At 68.2% G+C, this 17062-nt stretch carries 18 protein-coding genes; 9 read left to right on the forward strand and 9 right to left on the reverse strand.

Annotated features, from left to right (window positions below):
* Positions 1–100 precede the first annotated feature (100 nt).
* Positions 101–931, forward strand: a complete 831-nt coding sequence (locus E5S69_RS07685) for a DUF6279 family lipoprotein (protein ID WP_171514403.1) — start codon at positions 101–103, stop codon at positions 929–931.
* Between the two features lie 85 nt (positions 932–1016).
* Here E5S69_RS07685 and ttcA read toward each other — a convergent pair whose 3' ends face one another.
* From ttcA to E5S69_RS07700, 3 genes are all read right to left on the reverse strand, one after another.
* Positions 1017–1940 carry a tRNA 2-thiocytidine(32) synthetase TtcA gene (gene ttcA, locus E5S69_RS07690; protein ID WP_171514404.1) on the reverse strand — a complete coding sequence of 308 codons (924 nt, stop codon included), beginning with the start codon at positions 1938–1940 and terminating at the stop codon, positions 1017–1019.
* A 109-nt stretch (positions 1941–2049) separates the two neighbouring features.
* The gene (locus tag E5S69_RS07695; protein ID WP_082818824.1) at positions 2050–2451 is read right to left on the reverse strand and encodes a dihydroneopterin aldolase; all 402 of its coding nucleotides are present in this window, start codon (positions 2449–2451) and stop codon (positions 2050–2052) included.
* Positions 2452–2537: 86 nt separating this feature from the next.
* Entirely contained in the window at positions 2538–3377 is an 840-nt protein-coding gene (locus E5S69_RS07700; RefSeq protein WP_171514405.1) for an SDR family oxidoreductase, read from the reverse strand.
* Between the two features lie 15 nt (positions 3378–3392).
* Between E5S69_RS07700 and E5S69_RS07705 the strand changes: the two genes are divergently transcribed.
* From E5S69_RS07705 to E5S69_RS07735, 7 genes are all read left to right on the forward strand, one after another.
* Entirely contained in the window at positions 3393–4589 is a 1197-nt protein-coding gene (locus tag E5S69_RS07705; RefSeq protein WP_171514406.1) for a class I SAM-dependent methyltransferase, read from the forward strand.
* Positions 4590–4596: 7 nt separating this feature from the next.
* The gene (locus tag E5S69_RS07710; RefSeq protein WP_171514407.1) at positions 4597–4791 is read left to right on the forward strand and encodes a DUF2905 domain-containing protein; all 195 of its coding nucleotides are present in this window, start codon (positions 4597–4599) and stop codon (positions 4789–4791) included.
* Positions 4792–4968: 177 nt separating this feature from the next.
* Positions 4969–6258 (forward strand): amino acid ABC transporter substrate-binding protein, encoded by a 1290-nt coding sequence (locus tag E5S69_RS07715; RefSeq protein ID WP_216621251.1) that lies wholly within the window; start codon positions 4969–4971, stop codon positions 6256–6258.
* 24 nt (positions 6259–6282) lie between these two features.
* Positions 6283–7179: a branched-chain amino acid ABC transporter permease gene (locus E5S69_RS07720; RefSeq protein ID WP_171514408.1), complete on the forward strand. Its 897-nt coding sequence runs from the start codon at positions 6283–6285 to the stop codon at positions 7177–7179.
* Positions 7176–8198 (forward strand): branched-chain amino acid ABC transporter permease, encoded by a 1023-nt coding sequence (locus tag E5S69_RS07725; protein ID WP_236901241.1) that lies wholly within the window; start codon positions 7176–7178, stop codon positions 8196–8198. The genes E5S69_RS07720 and E5S69_RS07725 overlap by 4 nt, the downstream gene beginning before the upstream one ends.
* The gene (locus E5S69_RS07730) at positions 8195–8941 is read left to right on the forward strand and encodes an ABC transporter ATP-binding protein (protein WP_171514409.1); all 747 of its coding nucleotides are present in this window, start codon (positions 8195–8197) and stop codon (positions 8939–8941) included. Before E5S69_RS07725 ends, E5S69_RS07730 begins: the two co-directional genes overlap by 4 nt.
* Positions 8938–9780 (forward strand): ABC transporter ATP-binding protein, encoded by an 843-nt coding sequence (locus E5S69_RS07735; protein WP_171514410.1) that lies wholly within the window; start codon positions 8938–8940, stop codon positions 9778–9780. The genes E5S69_RS07730 and E5S69_RS07735 overlap by 4 nt, the downstream gene beginning before the upstream one ends.
* Before the next feature lie 79 nt (positions 9781–9859).
* Here the strand turns inward: E5S69_RS07735 and E5S69_RS07740 are convergent, their stop codons facing one another.
* From E5S69_RS07740 to E5S69_RS07755, 4 genes are all read right to left on the reverse strand, one after another.
* A complete protein-coding gene (locus E5S69_RS07740; protein WP_171514411.1) occupies positions 9860–11095 on the reverse strand; it encodes a multifunctional CCA addition/repair protein in 1236 nt (411 codons plus the stop codon).
* Between the two features lie 55 nt (positions 11096–11150).
* A complete protein-coding gene (locus tag E5S69_RS07745) occupies positions 11151–11849 on the reverse strand; it encodes a glutathione S-transferase family protein (RefSeq protein WP_171514412.1) in 699 nt (232 codons plus the stop codon).
* Between the two features lie 198 nt (positions 11850–12047).
* On the reverse strand, positions 12048–13070 hold the full coding sequence (locus E5S69_RS07750; RefSeq protein WP_171514413.1) for a complex I NDUFA9 subunit family protein: 1023 nt from the start codon (positions 13068–13070) through the stop codon (positions 12048–12050).
* Between the two features lie 94 nt (positions 13071–13164).
* Entirely contained in the window at positions 13165–15117 is a 1953-nt protein-coding gene (locus E5S69_RS07755) for a lytic transglycosylase domain-containing protein (RefSeq protein WP_171514414.1), read from the reverse strand.
* A 105-nt stretch (positions 15118–15222) separates the two neighbouring features.
* On the opposite strand from E5S69_RS07755, the gene E5S69_RS07760 reads away from it, so the two are divergent.
* Complete coding sequence (locus tag E5S69_RS07760) at positions 15223–15807, forward strand: 5-formyltetrahydrofolate cyclo-ligase (RefSeq protein ID WP_171514415.1); 585 nt, start codon at positions 15223–15225, stop codon at positions 15805–15807.
* Here E5S69_RS07760 and E5S69_RS07765 read toward each other — a convergent pair.
* Positions 15804–16562, reverse strand: coding sequence for a Mut7-C ubiquitin/RNAse domain-containing protein (locus E5S69_RS07765; RefSeq protein WP_171514416.1), 759 nt, complete (start codon positions 16560–16562; stop codon positions 15804–15806). The two genes, E5S69_RS07760 and E5S69_RS07765, sit on opposite strands and share 4 nt — an antisense overlap.
* Before the next feature lie 138 nt (positions 16563–16700).
* Complete coding sequence (locus E5S69_RS07770; protein WP_171514417.1) at positions 16701–17057, reverse strand: TfoX/Sxy family protein; 357 nt, start codon at positions 17055–17057, stop codon at positions 16701–16703.
* Between the last annotated feature and the right edge of the window lie 5 nt (positions 17058–17062).

A 17062-nucleotide genomic window follows, 5' to 3' on the forward strand; every position in this document is an offset into this window, starting at 1 on the left:
GCTTTCTGCGCAACGGACCGCGGTTTCGGAATTTCACAATTGCTGGACCCGGCGCATTTTGGTGATTCTGGGCGCGGCGGCCTTGTGCGCCTGCAGCGCAATGAAACTGGGGTACCAGCAGGGCGACCGGCTGGCGTACTGGTGGATCGACAATTATGTCGACGTCACTTCGGCCCAGGAACCCCTCACGCGCGAGGCCATCGCGCGCTTCTTCGCCTGGCATCGCAAGGCACAGCTGCCGGAAATCGCCAGCCTGCTGCAGCAAGCCAAGGCGGACGTGCGCCAGCCCGTCAGTGCGGCGCGCGTCGAGCACTTCCAGGACGCGTCGCAGGAACTGGCGCGCCGCTCGTTCGAGCAGGCCATGCCCGACATGGCGGACTTGCTGCTGACGCTAACACCCGACCAGATCGCGCGCATGGAAAAGAAATTTGCCGACGGCAACGCCAAGTACCGCAAGAAATTCCTCAATGCGGACCCGGCCGAGCGCGAGGAAGCACGCTTCGACAAGGTGATGGAGTACGCCCGGTTGGTCTACGGCGGCTTCTCCGCCGAGCAGGAAAAGGCGATCCGCGCCAAGGTGGGGCCGGTGGTGGAGAACGCCGAGGCGCGCTATGCCGAGCGTGTGGCGCGGCAGCAGGAATGGCTCAAGATGGTGCGCTACGTGCAGGCCACGCAGCCGCCCAAGACACAGGTGATCGACTTGCTGCGCCGCTTCCGCGAGTACTGGCAGAACCCGCCGGCGCGGCTCGCCGCCAGCCACCAGGCGAACGACAACGCCGGCATCGCGCTGACGGTGGCGATTGCCAACATGACCACGCCGCAACAGAAGGCGCACGCGCAGGAGCGCTTCCAGAAATGGATCGACGACACCCATGCATTGATGCGCGAAAAGGCGAATCCGCCGGTGCAGTCGGCGGCGGCGGCAAACTAGGCGGGTGGAATGCCGCCGGATGGCGCGCCGCTCCCGCAGCGGGAGCGGCGCGCCATCGCCGGCAAGCTTGCGCTGTCGGGGAGTCTTACTGAGTGCCGGCCTGCTCCGCGGGCGCGCGCTCGAAGCGCACGAACTCCATGCGGTTTTCTTCCGTGCTGCCGGCAAACGTGAGCGGCTGCTGCTGGAAGGTGGTCTCGCCGAACAGTGAGGCCTCGTCCACCTTGGCCAGGCCGGTCGCCAGCCCGGTGAACGGGAACAGGTCGGTATCCGCCAGGTGCGACGGCACCACGTTGCGCAGCGCCGAGAAGATATTGTCGATGCGGCCCGGGTTCTGGCGCTCCCACTCCTGCAGCATCTCGCTGACCTTCTTGCGCTGCAGGTTCTCCTGCGAGCCGCACAGGTTGCACGGGATAATCGGGAACTCCATCGCGCGCGCGTAGGACGCAATGTCCTTCTCGGAGCAGTACGCCAGCGGGCGGATCACGATATGCGCGCCATCGTCGGTAGCCAGCTTGGGCGGCATCGCCTTCATCTTGCCGCCGAAGAACATGTTCAGGAAGAAGGTGTTGACGATGTCGTCGCGATGGTGGCCCAGCGCAATCTTGTTGGCGCCCAGCTCCTTGGCGGTGCGGTAGATCACGCCGCGGCGCAGGCGCGAGCACAGCGAGCAGGTGGTCTTGCCCTCGGGCACCTTCTCCTTGACGATCGAGTACGTGTCCGCCTCGACGATCACATGCTCGACCCCAACCGACTTCAAGTACTGCGGCAGGATGTGTTCCGGGAAGCCTGGCTGCTTCTGGTCCAGGTTCATCGCGATCAGCTTGAACTTGATCGGCGCGCGCTTCTGCAGCGCCATCAGCACCGACAGCATGGTGTACGAGTCCTTGCCGCCACTCATGCAGACCAGCACGGTGTCGCCGTCCTCGATCATGCCGAAGTCGCCGATGGCCTTGCCGGTTTGCGATTGCAGCCTCGTCTCGAGGCGATAAAAGTTGTTCGAGTGGCTCATGGAGCATCCTGTTGCGTGGCGCCCGCCGGATGGAATGGCCGGCGCGGCGCGAAGGGGCAACATTCTACTTTAGGCGCCCGCTAGCTGCAGCGCACGCCCGCAGGACCGCTCAGGCCTGCTTGATATGGAACACCTCGACCCCGACCGAATCGCAATCCGGGTACACGTCGGGTTTCTCGGTCGACACGCGCACCGCGCGCACCTTGGGATGCTTCAGCATGGCGCGGGCCACGTCGTCGCACAGCGTTTCCTGCAGGTGCACGTGACCCTGCGCCATGCGCGCGGCCACGGTGTTGCGCATGAAGTCATAGTCGACCACTTCGTCGAGCTTGTCAGCCTGCGGCGTGCATTCCTCCAGCGGTACGAACAGGTCGATATTGATCAGCACGCGCTGCTCGCCCTTCTTTTCGAATTCGTGCACGCCGATATTGATCTGCACTTCATAGTTACGCAGGAACATGCGTCGGCAGTCTTGCAGGCTGGGGTGGGAAAGGGCGGCGAGCATGGTCATGGGCGGCTGCGGAGAGAAAAAGGAAAGCCGCGCCCGGCGGGCGCGGCACATCAGATGACTACGGTATTCGGTGGCTGGCTTCCAGCTTACTCGGTCAGGAACATCACGTCGCGCGCCAGCGGCATCAGGTGCTGGCCGCCATCGACATACAGCGTGGTGCCGGTCACGGCGCGCGCCTGCGCCAGGTAGGCTACCGCCTGGGCGATGTCCTCGGGCGTGGAAGACTGGCCCAGCGGCGTCACGCGGTGCGCGCGGCGGAAACTCTGCTCCGACTGCTCGCCCGACACCAGCGTGATGCCGGGGGCCACGCCCACCACGCGCAGGCGCGGCGCCAGCGCCTGCGCCAGCTGCACCGTGGCGGTCTGCAGCGCGGCCTTGGACAGTGTGTAAGAGAGGAAGTCCGGGTTCAGGTTGTCCAGCTTCTGGTCAAGCAGGTTAATCACCACGCCGCGCGGCTCGGCGGCCTTGTTCGCGCCCTCCGGTGCCGCGGCAGCGGCCAGCGCCTTGTGCAGTTCGCGCGCCAGCAGCAGCGGCGCGGCCACGTTGGTGCGCATATGCGTATCCAGCGACGCATACGAGAAGCTGGTCGCCACGTCGTACTGGAACAGCGAGGCATTGTTGACCAGGCAGGTGGGCACGCCCAGCGCGGCGCTGCAGTCGGCCACCAGTCGGCTGGTGGCGGCCTCGTCGGCCAGGTCGGCGCGCAGCACCGCGGCGCGGCGGCCCAGCGCGCGAATCTGCGTGGCCAGGGCTTCGGCCTCGTCGACCGAGCGATGGCAGTGCACCGCCACGTCCCAGCCTTGCGCCGCGAGTTCCAGCGCGATGGCACGGCCCAGGCGGCGCGCGCCACCGGTCACGAGCGCCACGCCGCGGGCCACGGCAGGCTGGGGACCGGTCTCGCCGGCGGGAATCTTGGATGCGGGCATTGCTACAATCGCAGGATGCAGAAAGCCGCTAGTTTACCCCTTCCCCCCGCCGACGCGCAGGCCGCTTCCGATACTCTTGCGGCCCGTATTGGCGAATCGATCGATGCGGCCGGTGGCTGGATCGGCTTTGACCGCTATATGGCGCTGGCGCTGTACGCGCCCGGCCTGGGCTATTACAGCGGCGGCTCGGCCAAGTTCGGGCGCGATGCCCGCGACGGCAGCGACTTCATCACCGCCCCGGAACTGAGCCCCTTCTTCGCCCGCACGCTGGCGCGCCAGTTCGCGCCGCTGCTGGCGCAGGGGTTGCCGCGCCTGCTTGAATTCGGCGCCGGCACCGGCCGGCTGGCGGCGGATCTGCTGCTCGGGCTCGAACAGGAAGGCCAGTTGCCCGACACCTACGCCATCGTCGAACTGTCGGGCGAACTGCGCGCGCGCCAGCAGGACACGCTGGCCCGGCGCGCGCCACACCTGGTGGAGCGCGTCACCTGGCTCGATACGCTGCCCGCCGCCTTCGAAGGCGTGATTGTCGGCAACGAAGTGCTCGATGCAATGCCGGTGCAGCTGTATGCGCGCAATGGCGGCAACTGGCACGAACGCGGCGTGGCGCGCGCGGGCGTGCAGGATGGCGGCGCGCCCGCGTTCCGCTTCGAAGACCGCCCGCTCGCCGCTACCGACGTGCCCGAAGCCTTGCGCGCCATTCCGGGCGACCACGACCTGGTCACCGAGACCCATGCCGAGGCCGAGGGCTTTACGCGCGCGGTCGGCGCCATGCTGGCGCGCGGCGCGGCCTTCTTCATCGACTATGGCTTCCCCGGCGCCGAGTATTACCATCCGCAGCGCGCCGGCGGCACGCTGATGTGCCACTACCGCCATCATGCGCACCCGGACCCGTTCCTGCATCCCGGCCTGCAGGACATCACCGCGCACGTCAACTTCAGCGGCATCGCGCACGCCGCCGCCGAGACCGGACTGACCGTGGCGGGCTTTGCCTCGCAGGCGCGCTTCCTGATGAATGCCGGCATCACCGACCTGCTGATGGCGCTGGACCCGTCCGACGCGCGCGCGTTCCTGCCGCAGGCCAATGCGGTACAGAAGCTGCTGTCCGAAGCCGAAATGGGTGAACTGTTCAAGGTGATCGCGCTCACGCGCGGGCTGGACGACAGCGAACCGTTGGCCGGCTTTGCCCGCGGCGACCGCTGCCACGCGCTGTAGGCCGGCCATGCTGCGCTGGACCTTGACCATCTTCTTCAGCGTGATCGTGCTGTCCGCGGCGTTGCCATGGCTGCAGAAGATCGGGCTGGGACGGCTGCCGGGCGACGTGCGTTTCCGTCTGTTCGGGCGCGAATTTGTGCTGCCGTTTGCCTCGACGATCCTTCTGTCGATGGTGGCACTGGTGATCGGCAAGCTGCTTTAGGCGCGCGCCACCGGGGGCCGCCCCTGATCAAGGCAGCCAGTTTCACCACCGTCGCGTGACACGGCCCCGTTTCAACGTAAGGAAAACCCGATATCCATCATGGCGTGATCGATTCGTTTCATACCGCCCTTTCCCTTTCAAAAATGAGTCCTAATCTTGAAAGAGTCAGGAGGTGATATGAAAACCGCATCCGCCCACAGCTTTCTGACCGGTGTCCAGTCCGGGCCTTCCACCGGCATGCGCCATGCCACCCTCTGTGCCCTGGCTGGCCTTGGCTTGGCCCTGTCGCTCCCCGGAGCAGCCAAGGCGCAGGGCGACACCATCGTCCTCGGCGCCGCGGTCTCGCTGACCGGCAAGTACTCCACCAATGGCAAGAACACGCAGGACGGCTACAACCTTGCCGTGAACCGCATCAACGAGATGGGCGGCGTCAAGGTCGGAGGGAAGGCCTATCAGCTGAAGATCCTTTTCTACGACGACGAATCCACCTCGGCGCGCGGTGCGCAGCTGGCAGAGCGGCTGATCAGCCAGGACGGCGTCAAGTTCGTGCTGGGCCCCTACAGCTCGGGGCTCACCAAGGCGATGGCCCCGGTCACGGAGAAGTACCGGATCCCGATGGTCGAGGGCAACGGCGCAGACCGCAACCTGTTCACGCAGGGCTACCGCTACATGTTCGCGGTGCTCAATACCTCTGACTACTATCTGCGCGCCGCCATCAACCTTGCCGCGGAGCAAGCGCAGCAGGCCGGCAAGTCACCGAAGACCCTGAAGGTGGCGATCGCCATCGAGAACGACAACTTCTCGCAGGACGTGCGCGACGGCGTGGCCGAGGACGCGAAACGCCTGGGCATGCAGGTGGTGATCGACGACAAGCTGCCGCCAGAGCTCAACGACATGTCGGTCACGCTGGCCAAGGTGAAGGCGCTCAAGCCCGACATCCTGGTGGTGTCCGGCCACGAGAAAGGCGCGGCGCTCGCGGTGCGCCAGGTGGCGGAGATGCGCATCGACGTGCCGATGCTGGCGCTGACGCACTGCGACTCCGCGCAGATCATCGAGAAGTTCGGCAAGAGCGCGGAATTCGCCGTGTGCGGCTCGCAATGGGACCGCACGCTGAGCTACAAGGACCGCTGGTTCGGCACGGCCGACCAGTACGCGCAGCGCTTCGAGAAAGCGTTCCGCTATGACCCGCCCTACCAGGCGGCCGAATCGAGCGCCGCGGTGCTGGCCTTCGCCGACGCCTTCGAGCGCGCCGGCTCGCTCGATACGGAAAAGGTCCGCCAGGCGCTTGCCGCCACCGACCTGATGACGTTCTACGGCCCGCTCAAGTTCGACCAGAGCGGCAAGAACACTGCCAAGTCGATGGTGCTGTACCAGGTGCAGGACGGCAAGTTCAAGGTGGTGGCGCCGGGCAAGTGGGCATCGTCCAAGGTCATCTATCCGGCCCCCGCCTGGACCCAGCGCAAATAGGGGCCGCGGCGCGGCCCGAAGCCCATGACCGATCTCGCGGTGCTCGTCCAGAGTCCCGGGCTGAACCTGCAGCTCGTGATGGATGGCCTGCTGGCCGGCGCGATCTTCGCGCTGGCCGCCTATGGCATGGCGCTGGTCTGGGGCGTGATGAACCTGATCAACGTGGCTCAGGGCGAACTGGTGATGCTGGGCGGCTATATCGTGATCTGGCTGGTCGAAAAGGGCATGCCACCGCTGCTGGCGGTGCCGGTGGCCGCGGCGGCGATGTACTGGGTGGGCTGGGGACTCTATCGCATCGTCATCTTCCGGCTGGTCGAGCGCGATCTCTTTGTCTCGGTGCTGGCCACCTTCGGCCTGAGCATCGTGCTGCAGCAATTCGCCAACCTGGCATTCGGCGCCAATGTGCGCACACTCGATGCCGGGCTCGGCAGCCTGTTCCTGCCGGGCGGACTGGTGGTGCCGAAGATCAAGCTGCTGGCGTTCGTCGCAGCCCTGGCGCTGGGAGCCGGCCTGATGCTGTTCCTCAGGCATACCCGCCGCGGCCAGGCGATCCGGGCGACCGCCCAGAACGCGCGCGCCGCGCGCGTACTCGGGGTGGACGCCGATCGCATCTACGCCGCCACCTTCGCCCTCAATGCCGCCATCTGCGGCGCGGCTGGCGCCCTGGTGGCCATGACCTGGATCATCCACCCCTACCTGGGCCTCCCCTATACCGTGCGCGCCTTCATGATCGTGGTGGTGGCCGGGCTGGGCAGCATGCTGCCGGTGCTTGGCGCCGGGGCCGGGCTGGGCGTGGCCGAGAACTACGCCGGCTTCCTGCTCGGCACCGAATACCAGACCGCCTTCCTCTACGCCCTGCTGGTGGCGATCCTGGTGAGCCGCAACCTGATGCTGCGCCGGCGGCGAGGCTATCTGCGATGAAGCCGCACGTGCGCGGCGCGCGCCGGCCCGAAGCGGAGGTCCCGGCCACGGCGGCCACCCCGGCGCTGTGGCTGGCGCTGCTTGCGGGCTGCCTGGTCGCGCTGGCAGCGCCGTGGCTGTTCACCGGCATCACCACGCAGCTGACCTTCCTCTGGCTGATGGTGCTGTTCGCGCTGACCTGGGATGTGATGGGCGGGCAGATGGGCTACAACTCCTTCGGCAATATCGTTTTCTTCGGCGTGGGCGCCTATGTCTGCGCGGTGGCGCAGCGCGACTTCGGGCTCGGTTATTTCGCCGGCCTCGCGGTGGGCACCGGCCTGGCGGCGCTGGCGGCGGTGGCAGCCGCGCTGGCGCTGGGGCCGGCCATGCTGGGCCTGCGCGGCCACTACTTCGCCATCGGCACGCTGGGCCTGGGCATCGCCTGCGCCGATGCCGCCGCCGGCTGGGATTTCATCGGCGCGGGATCGGGCATGACGCTGCCACTGTTCCCGGGTGCCGCCGGCAGCCGCGAGCCGTTCTTCTACTACGCGATGCTGGTGCTGGCGGTGGCGACACTGCTGACGCTGCGCTGGCTCTATGCGCGCCCGTTCGGCCTCGCGCTCAATGCCATTCGCGACGACGAGGACAAGGCCCAGGCGCTCGGCCTGCACACCACGCGCTACAAGATCGCGGCCTGGTGCCTGTGCGCCGTCTTCCTGGGCATGGCGGGCGCACTGACGGGCAACCTGGTGGGCTTCATCGATCCGCGCGAGCTGGCCTTTGCCAGTGCCAGCTTCGGCGTGTGGATGGTGGTGATGGCCATCCTGGGCGGCAAGGGCACGCTGTGGGGGCCGGTGCTCGGCGCCGCGCTGTTCCACCTCACCCAGGAGTTGTTCTGGACCTACCTATTGAACTGGCAGCGCGTTGCGCTGGGCGTCCTGATCGTGCTGATCGTGGTGCTGTTCCCGACCGGCATCATGGGCTGGCTGCACGAGTTCAGGGCGCACCGCCGGCGCTTGGGCGGGAGCGGCGCGCCATGACCGACCTGCTTGCGGTGCGCGGCGTGACCAAGCGCTTTGGCGGGGTCGTCGCCAACCATGAGGTTTCCCTGCAGGTGCCGCGCGGCAGCATCGTGGGACTGATCGGGCCAAACGGTTCGGGCAAGACAACCCTGTTCAATGCCATCGTCGGCTACCACCCCATCGACGGCGGCTCGATCTGCTTCGACGGGCACGAGATCTCGCGCCTGCGCGTTGCCGAAATCGCGCGCCTGGGCCTCGTGCGCACATTCCAGCAGACCCGGGTGTTCGGCAAGATGAGCTGCCTGCAGAACCTGCTGGTCAGCGTGCCGCACAGCCACGAAGGACTCGCCGCGATGTGCACGCGGCAGCCGCCGGCGGTGGCGCAACGGGCCTGGCAGATCCTGCGCATGGCGGGCTTGCAGGACCACGCGGAACAGCGCGGCGCGGACCTGTCGTTCGGGCAGCAGAAGTTGCTGGAGATCTGCATGGCCCTGATGAACGAGCCCAGGCTGCTGCTGCTCGATGAGCCGACCGCCGGCGTGAACCCGGTGATGATCGACAGCCTGATCGCGCTGCTCACGGACATCAACGCGCGGCTCGGCATCACGCTGCTGGTGATCGAACACAATATGCGGGTCATCATGCAGCTGGCCGGCCAGATCTTCTGCCTGGCGCATGGCGAGGTGCTGGCGCAGGGACCGCCGGCGCAGATCACGGCCAACCGCGCCGTGATCGAGGCCTACCTGGGAGGACAGCCATGACCGCCACGCGCAGCGCGCACACGGCGGCACATTGGGGCGCCAGCGCGCCGGCCGCCACGCTCGCCGCCGCCCTCTCGCGCCCCCGGCCCGGCGTCGCGCAACTGGAGCAACTGGCCGGCGGCACGCCGATGGTCGCCATGGACAACGTGGTCGCCGGCTATGGCGGCATGGAGATCCTGCACGGCTTCAGCCTGCGCGTGGCGCGCGGCGGCTCGCTGTGCCTGATCGGCCCGAATGGCGCGGGCAAGTCGACGGTGCTGCGCGCCATCTACGGGCTGGCCCGGGTCATGTCGGGGACCATCGCCGTGGCAGGCGCGCAGGTGGTTCACCTGCACGCCGAGCAGAAGCTGCGGCAGGCAGGCGTGGCCTATGTGCTGCAGGAGAGTTCGATCTTCCCCGACATGACGGTCGAGGAAAACCTGCTGATGGGCGGCTACCTGATGCCGCACCCACGGGACGCGGCCGCGGCTGCCGAGCGCATCTTCCGGCAGCATGGTGTGCTGGCGCAACGGCGCGGCCAGCGCGCCAGCGTGCTCTCGGGCGGGGAGCGCCGGCTGCTGGAAATCTTGCGCGCGCTGATGATGGATCCGGCCGTGCTGCTGGTGGACGAGCCCTCGATCGGGCTGGAGCCTCGCTATATCGACCTGGTGTTTGAACTCCTTGGCCAGCTGCAGCACGAGGCGGGCAAGACCATCATCCTGGTCGAGCAGAACGCCCGCAAAGGACTGGCATTCGCCGACCTCGGCTATGTCCTGGTGGCCGGGCAGCTGGCCATGGCCGGAACCGGTGGCGAACTGAGCGCGGATCCGGAGGTCGGGCGGCTGTTTCTCGGCGCATGACGGCGCATGACGCTGCATTATGCAGGTCTGCCAACGCCGATCCTCTACAGCGACCCGGCGGTGGCGCGAGGCATCCTGCCTAGCTGCCGAGCCGCTGCGCCACCGCGGCCACGCGCGCCGCATGAATGCGGTCGCGGATCTGGCTGACATCGTCGCCACAGGCGTGCGCGATGGCGCCGGCATCGACAGCCGCCGCGGCGTCCAGCGCCGCCAGCAGGCGCGCCGCCTGCGGATACGCACTCGCTTCAAAGCCCTTGCGCCCGCGCTTGTCGGCTTCACACGCCTGCAGTGCCTGGGCGAAGCGCCCGGGCTTGCGCAGCGCATCGCAACGCTCCAGCAGCCGCATCACGGCGGCCGCGCCGAACTCCAGCGAGCGGTGGATATTGCCGTGCTCGCGCGCCACCACCACCGCCAGGTCGCGGCAATCGTTGGGCACGCGCAGCCGCGCGCAGACGGCTTCCAGCAGCCTGACGCTGCGCATCTCGTGGCCGATATGGCGCGGCAGCACGTCTTCGGGCGTGGTGCCCTTGCCCAGGTCATGCACCAGCGCGGCAAAGCGCACCGGCAGCGGCGCACCCAGCGCCGCGGCACAGTCGATCACCATCATCACGTGCACGCCGGTATCGACCTCGGGGTGGAAGTCGGCGCGCTGCGGCACGCCCCACAACCGCTCCAGCTCGGGCAGCAGCCGCGCCAGCGCGCCGCACTCGCGCAGCACCTCGAACATGCGCGACGGCCGGGCCTCCATCAGCCCGCGCGCCAGCTCCTGCCACACGCGCTCGGGCACCAGCGCGTCGACCTCGCCGGCGGCGACCATCTCGCGCATCAGGCGCAGGGTCTCGGCGGCGACGTTGAAGTCATGGAAGCGCGCGGCAAAGCGCGCCAGCCGCAGGATGCGCACCGGGTCTTCGGCAAAGGCGTCGGAGACATGGCGGAACAGGCGCGCGGCCAGGTCGCGCTGGCCGCCGTGCGGATCGATCACCGGGCCGGTCAGGTTGCCGTCGGCATCGACCGCGCGCGCCATGGCGTTGATGGTCAGGTCGCGCCGGACCAGGTCGTCTTCCAGCGTGACATCGGGCTCGCAGTAGAAGGCAAAGCCCTTGTAGCCCATCGCGGTCTTGCGCTCGGTGCGCGCCAGCGCGTACTCCTCCTGCGTGCGCGGATGCAGGAATACCGGGAAATCCTTGCCCACCGGGCGATAGCCGGCGGCTTCCATCTCGGCCGGGGTCGCGCCAACGACCACGTAGTCGCGGTCCTGGCTGGGCTTGCCCAGCAGTTCGTCGCGGATTGCGCCGCCCACGGCATACACCTGCATCGTTATGGCCTTTCATGCGCCGGCACGGGGCAGTCGCCCGGTGCCGGCGCGATTGCTAGTGGTTGACGATGATCGCATCGGCGCGGTCCGGGGCCACGCGGTACGGCTCGTCGTCGGCCAGGAAGTCGCGTTCCTCGCGCGCGCCGGCAATCCATTGCTGCATCGCCGGCAGCCCCAGCATGAAATCGGCATAGGCCTTGGCGTCTGCGGTCTCGTCCGGCAGGTGGATGCCGTATGTGGCGAAGCGGCTCACCACCGGCGCGTAGAACGCGTCGGCGACGGTGAACGTGCCGAACAGGAACGGCCCGCGCGCGCCGTGCTGCTTGCGCAGCCCGTCCCAGATCGCGGCGATCCGCTCCACCTCGCGCTGCACCGCCACGTTCCAGCCGCGCCCGGGCAGCACCGCGGTCACGTTCATCGGCAGCTGGTTGCGCACGTTGCCGAAGCCGGAGTGCATCTCGGCGCAGACCGCGCGCGCCACCGCGCGCTCGGCCGGGTCGGTGGGCCACAGCTGCTGCTCGGGGAAGCGCTCGGCCACGTATTCGGAGATCGCCAGCGAATCCCACACGGTGACGTCGCCGTCGACCAGCACCGGCACCTTGCCCGCGGGCGAGTAGCGGGCAATCTCGGCGGCGAAGCTGCCGGTGAACAGGCGCACCTGCACTTCCTCGAAATCAATGCCGGCCTGGCGCAGCAGCAGCCAGGGGCGCAGCGACCAGGAGGAATAGTTCTTATTGCCGATGACGAGCTTCATCGTGGGGTCCTTGGGGGAGGAAACGGAAGGGAGAGGCGGCACGGTCGCGGGGCGCGACCCATGCGCTGGGCCCGCGGGACGGCGTGGCCGGCGCGCGCCCGACCTGTCATTTTGCCAGCGCGGCAGCCCACGTCAAAGTGAATTGCGCTCGCAACCGATATGAAATCCGGTCACATAGCCCGCGCCGTTGACTGCGTCTCAGCGGTGCACGCTGGCGCGCATGTGGGTCAGCGCGGCATCGCGGTTGCGCCCGGACAGCGCGTCGGTCATGACCGACTCCAGGTGCACGGGCTGCAGGTTCAGTTCGGGCGCCATCGGGCGCTCCAGCACATTGTCGAGCTGCATCGAATCGAGGTTGTCGCGCGACAGCAGCGGTTGGCCCGGCATATGCTCCATGACCGCGGCCTGCACCCGCGCCAGCGCATCGGGCAGCGCGATCACCGGGCGCGGATGGCCCGAGGCGCGCCCGGCAAAGCGCACCAGCTCTTCCAGCGTATAGACCTGCGGCCCGCCGAGCTCATAACCGTGGCCGATGGTGGCCGGATTCACCATGGCGTTCAGGTAGGCCTGCACCACGTCCTGCACGAACACCGGCTGGAAGCGGGCATGCGCGCACGCCAGCGGCACCACCGGCGCCAGCTGCTGCATGTGGGCAAACAGGTTCAGGAAATGGTCGTCGGGGCCGAACACCACCGAGGGCCGGAAGATGGTCCAGTCGAGCCCGCTGGCGCGCACGATACGCTCGCCGTCGCCCTTGCTGCGCAGGTACATCGACGGTCCGTTGCTGTCGGCGCCGAGCGCGCTCATATGCAACAGCCGGCGTACCCCCGTGGACAGGCATGACGCCACAATCTGCCGCACCAGTTCCACATGCGCGCTGGCAAAGGCCTCGCCGTAGGGCTCGCCGCGCTCGCCATGCAGCACGCCCACCAGGTTGACGACGATGCCGTCCACGCCAAGCGAGCCGATCGCGTCGTCCAGCGCGGCATTGTCGGCCAGGCCCAGCTCCACCACCTCGACGCGCGGCAGTAACAGCAGGTGCTGCGCATGCTCGACATTGCGGCTGCCGACCACGATGCGATCGGGTGCAATCGGGGAATCTGGGTTGGCGCCGGGCTCCAGCGGCGCGCCGGAGGCCGAGGCGGCGCCGGCCAGGCGCGAGACGAGATGGCTGCCGATGAAGCCGGCGCCACCAATGACGAGGACGTTGCTGGTCTGCATGATGCCTCCGTGCCGGGAAAATCTGCCCGCCGGGCGATGCCGGCAGGCCCGTCTTGCCCGCCCTGACGGGGTCAAAGGGCGGAAAGAGACGACTTCAGGGCAGGCTGGTGGTAGTCACCGCCGACGGCGTGACCGTGCCCAGGCGCGACTTCAGCGACTGCGGCCGGCCACTCATCAATGCAGCATAGTACGTAGCGTTGGAAAGCACATTCTTCACATAGCCGCGCGTTTCACTGAACGGAATGGTCTCTGCAAAGATCGCGCCTTCCACCGGCCGCGCCAGCGTGCTGCGCCAGGCCTTGGGCCGGCCCGGGCCGGCGTTGTACGCGGCCGAGGCCAGCGTCCAGGAGCTGTCCAGGTCGGTCAGCACCATGTTCAGGTAGTTGGTGCCGAGCTGGATGTTGACGGTGGGATCGGCCATCATCGACGGCGAAAAGTCGCTCATGCCGATCTTGCGCGCCACGTACCTGGCCGTGGCCGGCATCACCTGCATCAGCCCATGGGCCCCGGCCGACGAGCGCGCATTCATGATGAAGCGCGACTCCTGGCGGATCAGGCCGTACACCCATGACATGTCCAGGCCGACCTCGTCGGTGGCGCGCTGCATGATGTCGCGGTACGGCATCAGGAAGCGCAGCGTGAAGTCATGCTCGTTGCGGGTGCGGTCGGCGGAGTTGACGGTGCGGTCCAGCAACTCGAGGCGGCGCGCATATTCGGCCGCGGCCAGCAGCTCGCGGTCGCTCATGTTGCGCAGCTCCCAGTTCCACTCGCGGTTGCCCTCGAAGCGCAGGTTCATGGCGTAGAACTTCTGCGCGCGCTGAAAACCGGGGCGCGCGCGCATCGCCATGGCCTCGGCATCGCTGACGGTGGTGCGCGCCGGCAGCGTGATGCGGTTGCCCAGCTCCTCGCTGGCCAGCTGGCCGTAGAAATTGAACTGGCCGGCAATCTGCTGGAAGTTCTGCTGGGCCTCGGTGTCGCGGCCGTCGGCCTTGAGCGCGCGGCCATACCAGTAGATCCACGCCGGGTCCTTGGCGCGCAGTTCCGGGCGCATCAGCTCGACCGCCTGGCGCACCTGCTTCCAGTCGCCCTGGCGCAGCGCGGCGCGCACGCGCCATTCCTGCGTGTCGTCGGACAGCCACTGGTTGCCGCCCAGGTCCATCTGGCGGCGGTAGTAGCCGGCCGCCTCGGGCAACAGCTTCTTGGCCGCGAACTGGCCAATCACGCCCCAGGCCGCGCCCTGCTCGTCGCGCGACAGCGCGCCCTGGGCAGTGGCCAGATACGCCGCCGCCTGCGACGGGTCGGCGCGCGCCATCTTGACGATGGTCGCCAGGGTATCGCCGTCCACGCGCGCGTCGGGTAGCAGCGCGGCGATCTTGCCGGCCAGCGTGAGGTAGTTCTGCTCCAGCGCCAGGCGCGCCTGGAAGGCCACGTCGCTGCGCTGGATCTGCTGGCTCTGCGCCAGGTAGCCGATCAGGTCGACACAGCCCTCGCCGTAGTACCTGGGATCGCTCAGCACGTTGCGCGCATCGGCGGCCACGTTCTGGCCCTTGAGCGCGCGCGACAGCAGCGCATAGCACTCGACCTGGGTATCGTCCTTGAGCGCGAACTGCGGATACTCGACGTCGAAATTGGCCCAGTCGCGCTTCTTGCCCAGCACCAGCAGCCAGTCATTGCGCATGCGGTCGGCGATCGCGTCGCCCTTGTAGCGCTGCAGGAATACGCGTACCTGGTCGTCCGGCGCATCGATGCGGGCCAGGCCGCTGGCGTCGAACAGCTGCGGCTTGATGCGGAAGTACTCGACATAGGACGGCACCGGGTAATCCACCAGCGTGGCCGAGATCGCGTAGGCGCGTTCGACGTCGTTCTTGCGCGCGGCTTCGCGCAGCGCGGTGAAGGCCTCGTCGGGATCGCTGGGGATCACCGTCGACGGCGCGCGCGACACTGCCTGCGGGCGCTTCTGTGCGTGGACCGGCGTGACAAGCAATGCACATGCAAGGGCGATCCAGGCGGCCCGCCCTGCACGCTGCAGATATACTCCCTTCAGCATTCTTCTTCCTTGTCGATGACGGCGGCGCCCGGCGCCTGCACCAGTGTGCCAAAAGCCGCGGCTTCGCCGTCCGTGTTGGTTCGGACGAGGGCATTATCCCACGCCATGTCTGCCACTCCTGCCACGACTGCACCCACCCCCGGCGCCGGCGACCGCCGCGCGCTACGCGCGCAACTGCTGGCGCAGCGGGCCGCCCTGCCGGCCCGCGCCGACACCGACGCGCGCATCGCGGCCGCGCTGTCCGAACTGCTGGCGGGCCTGGCCGTGCGCTGCCTGGGCTTCTACTGGCCGATCCAGCAGGAGTTCGACGCGCGCGCCGCGGTGGCGCAGTGGCTGGCCGACGTACCCGGCCGCCATGCGGCGCTGCCCTCGGTCAGCCGCCCCGGTGCGCCGCTGGACTTTCACCTGTGGACGCCGGATACGCCCATGGCCACCGGCCACTATGGCATCCCGGTGCCGGACGGCACCGAGGCCGCCATGCCCGATGCGCTGCTTATTCCCTGTGTCGGTTTCAGCCCGGACAAGTTCCGCCTGGGCTATGGCGGCGGCTTCTACGACCGCACGCTGGCGGCCATGGCGCCGCGGCCGGTGGCAATCGGCATCGGCCACGACGCTTGCCGTATCGCGCTGCAGGCGCAGCCGCACGACATCGCCATGGACTGGATCGTGACAGAGTCAGGTGCGTTCTAGGCCGGATCGGACCCGGCCTCCCGCACCAGCTCATCGACCAGCGCGCGCATGCAGCGCCAGTGCGAGCCTTCCCAGAACACCCGCCGGCAGCCGTCGCAAGTGACGAAGCTGCGATGGCGCTCGAGCACGCCGTCCGGCACGCGTCCGGCCGCGGCGGACGCCTCCAGCGCGTGCAGCGGCACGTTGCAGTCCAGGCACAGCGAAAATGGCCGGGCGCTGCGCGCCAGGTCCAGCCGCGCGAAGATCTCGCGCACCTGCTGGCGCGGCTTGAGGGCGCGCACATAGCAGCCGTGCGTGATGCCACGGCGCTTGAGCAGCTCGCGGTCGCGCGTCAGCACGATGCGGCCCTCGTCGACGGCGATGCGCTCGATCTCGCTGTCCTCGAAATGGTTGTCGTAGAGCGTGTCGAAGCCGGTCATGCGCAGCAGATGGGCCAGGCCGCCGAGGTGGGCGTCGGCGACAAAGCGCATCACGCGCAGCGGCTGTTCGCGTACCCGCAGCAGCGGGGACACGTCGATGCGCTCGAACTTGGGATAGACCGAGACCCGGTCGCCATCGCACAGCTGCCGGTCGAATCCGCATGACTCGCCGTTGACCAGGATCAGCTCGACCTCGGTATGGGGCACGCCCAGCGCCTCGATCATGTGTTTGACCGTGGCGGCGCGCGCGCACACGCAGGACAGGTCGCGCCGGCGCTGGTCCGGCGCGAGGAAGTCGTTCAGTTCCTCGTAGAAGCGGAAGGTGGCGGTGACCATGGGGCGAGTATGGCACCGATTTTGGCGGGCGTGGTCAGCAGCTACGCCTGCGCACGAAGCTGGCTTCCGCGCCCCGCAGCAAGCTCCCCTCTCCCGCGCGCGGGAGAGGGGAGCAAACCCTTGGCAGTCGAACTGGGCTCAAGCGTTCCCGAGCCGCAGCGCCGCCTCGACCGCCAGCTTCGCCCACCGCGTCATCGCCGGCGGCGATTCGAGCGCGGCGGGCGGCAGGCTGAGGTAGTGGCGCATGGTGACCTCGCGCTTCGCGGACTGGTAGCGGAAAGGCTCGCTGCCCTCGTCCTCGAACCTGGCGCGCGTGGCCTCGTCCGCCTTCAGGTAGCAGGTGCCGCCGGACACCAGCGCGAACATCAGCCCGTCGTAGAACAGGCCGTGGCCACCGAACATGCGTTTCGCGGTGACCGGCCCGATGCGCGCCGCCAGCGGCCCCATCAGCTCGAGCAAGTGTTCGATGAAGGGATCGGCGCGGCGCGTGGCCATGACGC

Source organism: Cupriavidus necator, from assembly GCF_013141915.1.
In the GTDB taxonomy this organism is placed as follows: domain Bacteria; phylum Pseudomonadota; class Gammaproteobacteria; order Burkholderiales; family Burkholderiaceae; genus Cupriavidus; species Cupriavidus necator_B.

Excerpts from the sequence above, each read along its gene's own strand:
- E5S69_RS07685 (WP_171514403.1), top strand. The coding sequence starts at position 101 with ATGAAACTGGGGTACCAGCAGGGCGACCGGCTGGCGTACTGGTGGATC.
- ttcA (WP_171514404.1), bottom strand. The coding sequence starts at position 1,940 with ATGAGCCACTCGAACAACTTTTATCGCCTCGAGACGAGGCTGCAATCG.
- E5S69_RS07695 (WP_082818824.1), bottom strand. The coding sequence starts at position 2,451 with ATGACCATGCTCGCCGCCCTTTCCCACCCCAGCCTGCAAGACTGCCGA.
- E5S69_RS07700 (WP_171514405.1), bottom strand. The coding sequence starts at position 3,377 with ATGCCCGCATCCAAGATTCCCGCCGGCGAGACCGGTCCCCAGCCTGCC.
- E5S69_RS07705 (WP_171514406.1), top strand. The coding sequence starts at position 3,393 with ATGCAGAAAGCCGCTAGTTTACCCCTTCCCCCCGCCGACGCGCAGGCC.
- E5S69_RS07710 (WP_171514407.1), top strand. The coding sequence starts at position 4,597 with ATGCTGCGCTGGACCTTGACCATCTTCTTCAGCGTGATCGTGCTGTCC.
- E5S69_RS07715 (WP_216621251.1), top strand. The coding sequence starts at position 4,969 with ATGAAAACCGCATCCGCCCACAGCTTTCTGACCGGTGTCCAGTCCGGG.
- E5S69_RS07720 (WP_171514408.1), top strand. The coding sequence starts at position 6,283 with ATGACCGATCTCGCGGTGCTCGTCCAGAGTCCCGGGCTGAACCTGCAG.
- E5S69_RS07725 (WP_236901241.1), top strand. The coding sequence starts at position 7,176 with ATGAAGCCGCACGTGCGCGGCGCGCGCCGGCCCGAAGCGGAGGTCCCG.
- E5S69_RS07730 (WP_171514409.1), top strand. The coding sequence starts at position 8,195 with ATGACCGACCTGCTTGCGGTGCGCGGCGTGACCAAGCGCTTTGGCGGG.
- E5S69_RS07735 (WP_171514410.1), top strand. The coding sequence starts at position 8,938 with ATGACCGCCACGCGCAGCGCGCACACGGCGGCACATTGGGGCGCCAGC.
- E5S69_RS07740 (WP_171514411.1), bottom strand. The coding sequence starts at position 11,095 with ATGCAGGTGTATGCCGTGGGCGGCGCAATCCGCGACGAACTGCTGGGC.
- E5S69_RS07745 (WP_171514412.1), bottom strand. The coding sequence starts at position 11,849 with ATGAAGCTCGTCATCGGCAATAAGAACTATTCCTCCTGGTCGCTGCGC.
- E5S69_RS07750 (WP_171514413.1), bottom strand. The coding sequence starts at position 13,070 with ATGCAGACCAGCAACGTCCTCGTCATTGGTGGCGCCGGCTTCATCGGC.
- E5S69_RS07755 (WP_171514414.1), bottom strand. The coding sequence starts at position 15,117 with ATGCTGAAGGGAGTATATCTGCAGCGTGCAGGGCGGGCCGCCTGGATC.
- E5S69_RS07760 (WP_171514415.1), top strand. The coding sequence starts at position 15,223 with ATGTCTGCCACTCCTGCCACGACTGCACCCACCCCCGGCGCCGGCGAC.
- E5S69_RS07765 (WP_171514416.1), bottom strand. The coding sequence starts at position 16,562 with ATGGTCACCGCCACCTTCCGCTTCTACGAGGAACTGAACGACTTCCTC.
- E5S69_RS07770 (WP_171514417.1), bottom strand. The coding sequence starts at position 17,057 with ATGGCCACGCGCCGCGCCGATCCCTTCATCGAACACTTGCTCGAGCTG.